The following is an 8,123-nucleotide window of genomic DNA, read 5'->3' on the forward strand; positions in this document are numbered from 1 at the left end:
CTCTATTTCGTTGACCACTTTAAGTTTGAACGACATTGAGTAGTCCTTTTGGGTACGCTTGATGTACATCTGTTCTGATTTGTTCATTACACTTTCTTTTTGTGTAACGCTATTTCAGGACTAGACACAATTTAGATAAAAAAACCAAGACTTCTGGTTTGGTTTTTTTTTATCTAAAATCTTTCTGATTCAATTATTGAACTTGGTGAGTTGCATTTGGTTGGTAAGATCACCATTCTTTTTATATGATTCCTGCTTTACCATTCCCACCCCTTCTGCAAGCCATAGCTTGGATTGCATTGTCTGTTTTACGCCCATGGTCTCAGAAATATTGTCCTGGGTGAGTAGGAAGCAATCGAAAGTTCCTGCAGGGGTTGTGATACTTTCTTTTTTTTCCACTTTTCTATTGAGCTGGTCTACTTTTATGGTCATATTCATACCTGTCATTTTAATGGTTATAGCTACATTGGCATCAGCCAGGTCCTGTCCAACTTTAAGGTTGTTGGGCAATTCTATATCTGTCCCGCTAATTTCCATTTCTACCCCCATATCCGTGTATTGTTTCATCATTTGTGATGGCACAAGTGAATTGTAGTCGATATTGACAGTTCCCCCAGTACAGCTGATTTTATAATCTGATACCATGATTTCCTTACCTTTTTCATCTGTGAACTTCATATTCATGGTAGCGGTGGTAACACCGCCCGAATTTTCGACATTTGTAATGGAATAATCGGTAACGCCTTCGGTTTTCCCTTTTTTGTTGGTCATCGTATATTGAAAACTTGTACCCTCTTCCATTGGATAGTATTTGCTACAATCCTGAGATAAAGTTGTTGAGGTTACAAGGAAAAAGCTAAAAATTAAGGTAAGTGTTTTCATGTTTTTTTATTTTAGATGGATAGGTTTTAATGTTATATTTTTTTGAAAACGACACGCCTGTTCTGGGCTTTGCCGTCTGGAGTATTATTGTCCCCTATGGGTTCGCTTTCTCCCTTGCCTTGGGTTTGCAAACGGCTGTCTGAAATACCATAAACATTTACTAGGGCGTTTTTTACCGCAGCAGCTCGTTTTTGGGACAAGCTTAAATTGGCATCACCCGATCCATCGGCGTCGGTATGTCCAACTATCATTAGGTTCATTCCGTTTTCTTCCTGTAAAACTTGGGAAATTTGTCGAATGATTCCCATGGATTGAGGTTGGATGTTGGCCGAACCGGAATCGAACAGAATCCCATTTGTGGAGACTTCCCCTTCAGAAATCAGCTTACGCCGTAAGTCCAAACCGCCTTCGGCTACTTTAAGGTTGCTGATGAACACGCGTTCCTTTCCATCCTTAAAATTATTCATATGAAATTTTAAAGTTTTTAAGACGGCTCCTTGGGGTACTATCCTGGGGATATCGATATGTTTTTCTTCGTTCACCCATAATCGAAAGCGCTGCTTATTCACTGCAATTGAAATATGGGGTCTATCTAATATCTCTTCCCTCAGATCTGCCTTAACCACACTGTAAATTTCCCTTTTGTTATTAATATGATTGGCCATGGTGATGCCTATTGGGGAGTATTGGCAAAAAGGAATATGGGCATGTACAAAATTGGCGCCTTCTTTAAATTTATCGTCATCACTTAAAGCTACTCTAAGAAATGCGGTAGAAGAAGTTTTATTGTCCAATCCTAGGGCCATTATATCGAATTCAATGGTGTATTCCTCTGGCAAATTTGGTGTGTCCGGAATAAAATATATGTTGTATCCCGAAATTAATTCCAGCCACTTTTCGTCAGAATCATTAACGGATACAACTTCCCCACCACCATTGGTATTCCATCTGGATGGGAAGTCGCCAATGAAGTCGTTGGAAAAATTATCAAAAAATATGGGTTTATCCCCTGGTACATAGTCAAATTTACTGTAAACCTCAATGGTTTTCCTTGTAGTCTGGCTATCCGTACTGCCACTGTTGTTGTTTCCGCCCACATTTCCTGGATTGTCCTGGCCGGAAGGTGGTAATGGGTTCCCAATTTGTGGGTCTGTAGGGGATTTTTTAGAGCCGGGTTCTAAAATGCTGTCCAATACTTCATCTGTCTTTTTAGTGGTTTCTTGGTCAACACGTCTTTCTACAGTCCGCTCTACGGCCCTTTCTGCCCGCTTGCCCAATTTTTTCAATATTTGACCGTGTACTTCGCCGCTGACAAAAAATACTAACAGAAAAGATAATATTACTCTGGGGAAAATTTTGAAGCTATTCATAATCCTAATTTTTAATGTTCTCAATATATTTTTGGTATAATCCGCTACAGGTCAATAAATTAACTAAAATTAACGAAATTTTAGCCTGACGACCGGAATGGTGTATATCTTGCATGTTTTTATGTATTAATAGTATAGTAACCCCTATGGTTAACATTTGAGCTCAAAAAGTTTTTCAAAAAAGAGGTTCAATAGGGCATTTAACCACTTTGTAGTATAGGATTAGTCGTATAAAATGAAAATATTTTTCTAATATATTTCAAAGAAAAATCTGAAGTATGTTATTTAATGCGGAAATCTAAATTCAAGAAATTTTTTAGTTGATCTTATAAACTATAATGGAGTTGTCCTGATCTTTCGCCACCAGTTCCAATTTATGGTCATTATCCATATCAATTAGGTCGATACTGGAATTCCCGGGAACGGGAAAATTGGAAATGGCTTCGGCCTGACTGTCGAAAAGATAGATTTTTTGGTTCTGTATATCCGTGACGCTAATGTATATTTTGTCGTTCAAATAAAATATTCTCGGTTTTGAATACACCCCAAGGTCCAATTCCACTTTTTTGCTCCTTATGGTCAGAATATTATCGTTCATTAAGGCCAATGTATTGCTTGTGGCATCTATACCATGATCCGGAAGCACATTTAGATTGGCTGTTGTTGTTTTGCCTTTTTCGTCTATTTGGAACAGACGTCCTTTGGTGTCTGTTACCGTAAACTTATTCTTATGGAGAAGAACCTCGTTGTCTGAAAAATTTATTTTGTCTTTCACTTTAACACGGGAATCACCTGTTCTGGACAATATTTTTAATTCTCCGCCTTCTTGTTTCATTACCAAGTAATCCTTTTTGCCCACCCTAAAATGTTTGGGTGTGCCTAGAATGGGATTTTCGGCCTTGGTGTACTTAAAGCCCTTTACGATCTGGCCCAAGCGGTTGTACATAAACACTTTTGTTCCCTGGGTCACTACAAATCGATAGTCCTTTTTGCGGTCGTAATCAAATACGGCCAATGGGTTTAAATTTCCCCCTTCATAAGTGAAGTTGAAAGGTGGTACATCTTTTCCATTCCTATCTACTATAAGGAACTCATTGTCGGTAGTGAACGCCAATTGTAAGCGGCCATTTTTGTAAAGATCTACCTGTTCCACACGTCCTTGGATCCTACCTTTTAGTTGTTTTTTCCATATAACCTTGCCGTCGGTAGAAATAAGATACAGGTTGTTGTCCTGGTCCTGAACTATAATTTCGTCTTTATTGGTTCTATGATTTTTTACAAATTGAGGAGGCGTAACTATTTCAGTATCCAGCTGCAGGGTGAAATAGGGAATAGTTTTGTTCAAGGTGGTTTCGTGGGCTATTTTTTGAAAAAGTATATTGGTGTGATGAAAATTATCATCGGAGACCATTTGGGCGGCAAACGAATATTCTGAAAGGTCTTTGATCTTGATATCCTTGGTTATCTCTTTGTCAAAATAGTTATCCAAAAAATATTCAACGCCATCTGCATTGGATACAAAAAGCATGGAAGATTCGTCTGCCAACTGCTCTTTTGCCGTTTTATAAACCGATGTTTTTTCAAAAGTGGAAGCATTTTTAAAATTACCAATGAAGTTTTTTAGGGTCTCCGAAGTGGAGGAGAACACAAAGGCATTTTCTATGATGGTGTAATATTTGGCCTCGAAATCTTGTATTAAAGGATTGAAATAATGGTTTAAGAAATTGGACTTGGAAAGTTCAACAATTTCATTGCCTTGGTATTCTTCGGACGCCTTTTCCAATTTATCCAGATAGTTCAGGATATTCTCGGAACCGTAAGTGTGAAGTATTACCGCCTTTTCATTGTTCAGATAAACAAATCCAATTTCTTCCACTGCCTTAAAAGTAGTGTCTATAACTATGGAACGGTCCAAATATTTTTTTTGGTTCAACGCAAAGTTTTCATAATTGTCAAAGGTGTAGGCCATAATGGCATCGGCAGCCATTGGTGCAAGATTTGGCGTCCTGGGAGTTAAGGCATGGCTGTCCCTAAAAAGATTACTGTAATTTATAATGGAATCATTGGCCACGCTAATGCCATTGAGTTTTATATGGTCCTTGTTGGTGTTAAAATCGAGGGAAACCCAATCTGTAAATTTTGAAATGTCTGCCTTCTGTGCATCGGCAAAAATGTGGGCCAATAATGGGTTGCTTTGGTTGGTATTTACAAAAATATTGGCACTACTCTGATTATTGGCTATCTGGTACAGCTTATTTAATAATTCGTCTACAGCTAGATCCTTTTCATTTCGAAGTATATTTTCGATCAACATTTGTGCTGAGCTTACTATTATTTTGTCATTCAATACTGTAGAAAAGAAAGTAGCCCCTTCCACAGTGTACTTGTCAAAGTTTTTTCCTTCATAACTAATATTTTCTACAATTTTATCGCTTTCACTATCAATTTGAAAAAGGTCGTCGCTTTTTTGTGCAATAAAGAGCAATTCAAAACTTTCCTTGCCCAATTCTACGAAGGCCAAAATACTTTCACCATTGGGTTGAAGGTATTTAAGCGACTGTATTTTATCTAAAACGGAGGTATAGGCAGAGGTAGAGGATAATGTCTTGATCAGGTCGCTGTTTTCCACTTCACTGGAAAAGGATGGTTTGTCGTTTATTTTTATAATAATAGCACTGTTCTGTGGTACGAAGTTGAGTAGTGGTGAGGTTTTGGTGCTTTGTTCTGTACATCCTAAGGTGAGTGAAAAAAGTACAGCAAGTAATTTGAATTTCATAAATAGTCCTTTGAACAAATTTAAGTTTTTTATACGCCCAGTTTTAATTGATCCGGTAATTGTCTAAAAGTTTTTCTATGGTATTTGGTTAAACCGTATTTTCTAATCGCTTCCCTGTGTTCCTTGGTGGGATAGCCCTTGTTTTTTTTCCAGTTGTACATAGGATATTCCAAGTCAATTTTCTCCATATAGGCATCTCTGTAAGTTTTGGCCAGAATGGAAGCGGCTGCTATGCTGAGGTATTTGCCATCGCCTTTAATTATACAGCAGTGGGGTATGTTTTGGTAGGGATTAAACCTGTTGCCATCAACAATAATTAATTTTGGATTTACAGTTAATTGATCAAGGGCTTTGTGCATGGCCAAAAAGGATGCATTTAAAATATTTATTTTGTCTATTTCTTCAGGGAAAACCTGGGCAACCCCGTATGCCGTGGCGTTGGTTTCTATTATAGGTCTTAGGAAATCGCGTTTCAACGCGGTCAACACTTTTGAATCATTAAGGGTGTCGTTTACAAAATCTTTGGGTAAAATAACAGCTGCGGCCGTAACCGGTCCTGCAAGGCATCCTCTACCAGCTTCATCGGTTCCGGCTTCTAAAAGGTATTTGTAAAATGGTTTCAATTTAATATACTATAGTTTGGTAGGCTAAGATAATTACATTGGTTATTTTTCCCCAGAGTTTTTATAATTAAAATTGTTCTTAAGAATATATCGAATAAACTTTCACATTTCATTAAGGACAAAAAAATTAACTTTGTCGGCGTAAGTTTGTAGCATGAGATATTTGTTGACACTTTTAATAGTGTTTTTTAGTCAGGCCGTTAGTGCACAAGAAGATTCAATTCCTTCATCAAGGAAAGAGGGTGCGCCTTCCATGAATCGTAATATTAGAAATCTTCCACCTAAAAAAAATGGTGAGGGGCAGGGTCAGGAAATAACCATTAAAGATTACAAGATCATTAGTTACGAGAGGGATACCACATTTTTGGATACCACCATCTCCATACAGAAGGAGTATATAAACAATTTTCTGAGAAGGGACGATTTTGAATTGATGCCTTTTGCCAATGTAGGTCAACCCTACAACAAATTGGGAGTTAATTTCGATATAAAGGATACGTATCCAAGTTTGGGAGCCAGTGCGAAGCATTATAACTATATGGAAGCTCGGGAAGTTAATTACTACAATGTGGCTACTCCTATGAGCGATCTAATGTTTAAGACTACTTTTGAACGTGGACAGCTTTTGGATGCTTTGTTGGCATTTAACACCTCTCGACAGTTAAATTTTTCAATAGCATATAAGGGCTTTAGGTCATTGGGTAAATATCAATATAGTGAAGCCGAGTCGGGAAATTTTAAAATGACGGCCAATTACGAATCAAAGAACCAACGCTATAATTTAAGAACGCACATGGCTGCCCAGAATTCAACATGGGAGGAAAATGGAGGGCTGTCCAATAAGGAATTGCAATTTGAATCCGGTGACCCTGACTTTAAGGACCGTTCCAGATTGGATGTGCTTTTTTCCAATGCCACCAACCGGCTATTGGGGAAAAGATATTATTTGGATCACCAGTATATTTTGTTTGGCAAAAAAATGGATTCGGCCAGGACTAGGACAACTTCGTTGGCTTTGGGGCATGAATTTAGTTATGAGACCAAATACTATCAATTTAAACAAAGTGCTCAGAACGATTATTTTGGGGATGGTTATGCCTCTAGTATTGGCGATAAGGCTAGCTTAAAAACGACTTATAATAATGTATATGCCCAATTCTCCAATAGAACCTTGGGTGTGCTGACGGGGCATATTAATCATTATCAGTACAACTATTATTTCAACTCCGTATTACAGACACCTACCCAGCTTATCCAAAGTCAGTTAAGTGGTGATGAAATCTCTGCTGGTGCCAAATATGTGAAGAAAATTGGAGGTTTTCAGCTTAATGGGTCTGCGCAGGCCAATATCTCAGGAGATTTATCAGGAAATTTATTGGATGCCTTTGCCAGCTATGATATTAATAAAAAGAACACGCTTAAATTTTCCATACACTCCTCCTCACGTATGCCCAATTTTAATTTTCTTTTATACCAGAGTGACTACACAAATTACAATTGGCAACATACGGAGGATTTTAAGAAGCTAAATAATAATGGTTTTCAATTTGATTTGGAGTCCAGCCTATTTGGTAATCTTATGGCCAAATATACTTCCTTGGACAATTACACCTATTTTGCTTCCGATCCGTCGGAAACTGTGGTTGAAGGAGGAGAACAGGCATTTATTAAGCCATTCCAAGAGAGTGGTACTATCAATATTATAAAGGTTAAATATGGCAAGGAGTTTAAATGGAAGGGATTTGCGCTGGACAATACTGTAATGTATCAGAATGTTTCCCAGCCCAATGAAGTGTTGAATGTGCCAGAGGTAGTCACCAGAAACACCTTGTATTATTCCAATTTTGTATTCAAAAAGGCCATGTACTTGCAAACAGGGGTTACCTTGAAGTATTTTACATCCTACAATGCGGATGCCTATAATCCCGTATTGGGGGAATTCTATTCCCAGGGCCAGGAAGAATTGGGGGGCTTTCCCATGTTGGACTTTTTTATTAATGCCCGGGTGCAGCAAACCAGGATATTTTTGAAAGCAGAACACTTTAATTCCTCGTTTAGCGGCAGCAATTTTTATGCGGCGCCAAATTATCCTTACAGGGATTTTGTAATACGATTTGGATTGGTTTGGAATTTCTTTTCTTAGTTGAATTTTCACTTTTCTAGGTTTTGTGTTTTACTATCTAGGAAGGTCATTAAAAATCTAAAAAAATATATAATTTTTTTAGCTGTAAATCAGGCTTTTATAAGGAGACAGGAAATTCTTTTAAAAATAAATTGAAAAAGGTGTTGTGTAAGCGAAAAAAGTATTCTACATTTGCACCCGCTTAGAGAAAGAGCGATAGTAGAAAAAGAGTAAAAAGTTCATTGATATATTGTAAAGACAGCGCACCATATTTCCGGGAACGGGGATATGGTGCAGAAAAAGAAATCGAAAGAACGGGCCGGGAAGATATCTCATATGGTTGATCGAAG

5 protein-coding genes are annotated in these 8,123 nt (G+C 37.7%); 1 reads left to right on the plus strand and 4 read right to left on the minus strand.

Annotated elements, in window-relative coordinates:
- Positions 1-189: 189 nt before the first annotated feature.
- The 4 genes from H4O18_RS21670 to H4O18_RS21685 all read right to left on the minus strand — a co-directional run bounded on the left by H4O18_RS21670 (position 190) and on the right by H4O18_RS21685 (position 5,657).
- On the minus strand, positions 190-882 hold the full coding sequence (locus H4O18_RS21670) for a TapB family protein (protein ID WP_187588592.1): 693 nt from the start codon (positions 880-882) through the stop codon (positions 190-192).
- A gap of 32 nt (positions 883-914) precedes the next feature.
- Positions 915-2,252 carry an OmpA family protein gene (locus tag H4O18_RS21675; protein WP_187588594.1) on the minus strand — a complete coding sequence of 446 codons (1,338 nt, stop codon included), beginning with the start codon at positions 2,250-2,252 and terminating at the stop codon, positions 915-917.
- Positions 2,253-2,568: 316 nt separating this feature from the next.
- Positions 2,569-5,028 (minus strand): ribonuclease HII, encoded by a 2,460-nt coding sequence (locus tag H4O18_RS21680; RefSeq protein WP_187588596.1) that lies wholly within the window; start codon positions 5,026-5,028, stop codon positions 2,569-2,571.
- A gap of 29 nt (positions 5,029-5,057) precedes the next feature.
- Positions 5,058-5,657 carry a ribonuclease HII gene (locus H4O18_RS21685; protein ID WP_425489144.1) on the minus strand — a complete coding sequence of 200 codons (600 nt, stop codon included), beginning with the start codon at positions 5,655-5,657 and terminating at the stop codon, positions 5,058-5,060.
- Between the two features lie 148 nt (positions 5,658-5,805).
- On the opposite strand from H4O18_RS21685, the gene H4O18_RS21690 reads away from it, so the two are divergent.
- Complete coding sequence (locus H4O18_RS21690) at positions 5,806-7,794, plus strand: putative porin (RefSeq protein WP_187588600.1); 1,989 nt, start codon at positions 5,806-5,808, stop codon at positions 7,792-7,794.
- The last annotated feature ends 329 nt before the right edge of the window (positions 7,795-8,123 follow it).

It is taken from the genome of Arenibacter arenosicollis (assembly GCF_014397245.1).
GTDB lineage: Bacteria > Bacteroidota > Bacteroidia > Flavobacteriales > Flavobacteriaceae > Arenibacter > Arenibacter arenosicollis.